This is a genomic window from Zhengella mangrovi (assembly GCF_002727065.1).
Taxonomy (GTDB): Bacteria; Pseudomonadota; Alphaproteobacteria; order Rhizobiales; family Rhizobiaceae; genus Zhengella; species Zhengella mangrovi.
The window spans coordinates 1-754 of the sequence record NZ_PDVP01000063.1 but is presented as its reverse complement, the minus strand read 5'-3'; the positions used below and the strand labels follow the sequence as shown (position 1 = coordinate 754).

The window sequence follows — 754 nt, the reverse complement described above, 5'->3', positions numbered from 1 at the left end:
GTTCCTGGAAACGCCGTTCTTCGGTGTCCGGCAAATGACCTGGCATCTGCGCAACGACGGCCACTTGGTGAATGAGAAACGCATCCGTCGCCTGATGCGGCTGATGGGCCTGATGCCGATCTACCAGAAGCCCAACACCAGCAGGGCCGCGAAGGGGCACAAGACCTACCCCTATCTGCTGAGGGGGCTACACGTGACACGACCGAACCAGGTCTGGGCAGCGGACATCACCTACCTGCCGATGCGGCGTGGGTTCCTTTATCTGGTAGCGATCATGGATTGGCACACCCGCAAGGTGCTGGCCTGGCGGATCTCGAACACGCTGGAGGCCGACTTCTGCGTCGAGGCACTGAGCGAGGCCATTCACCGCTTCGGCCCGCCTGAGATCATGAACACTGATCAGGGTTCGCAGTTCACGTCCTTCGCATGGACCGACCAGTTGCGCCGATCCGGCGTGCGCATCTCGATGGACGGCAAGGGCCGGTTCCTCGACAACATCTTCGTGGAACGGCTCTGGCGGAGCCTGAAATACGAATGCGTTTACCTGCACGCCTGGGAGAATGGTTCGGAGGCAAAGGCCGGCGTCGGCAGGTGGTTCGAGTTCTACAATCGAAAACGCCCACACTCCGCCCTTGGCGGCAAACCACCGGCCGTGGTCTATTGGCTGAGAAATGACGAAACCCAAACCGATCAGCAGGAGCAGAGAGTAGCTTAAATCACGCTAGAACCTGTCCAAGAGATGGGGAGTAGCTCA

The 754-nt window shown here is 59.7% G+C and carries 1 protein-coding gene; it reads left to right on the top strand.

Annotated features, from left to right (window positions below):
- Positions 1 to 715, top strand: a 715-nt coding sequence (locus CSC94_RS23985; RefSeq protein ID WP_114647887.1) for an IS3 family transposase, incomplete at its 5' end; no start/stop codon positions are given.
- Between the last annotated feature and the right edge of the window lie 39 nt (positions 716 to 754).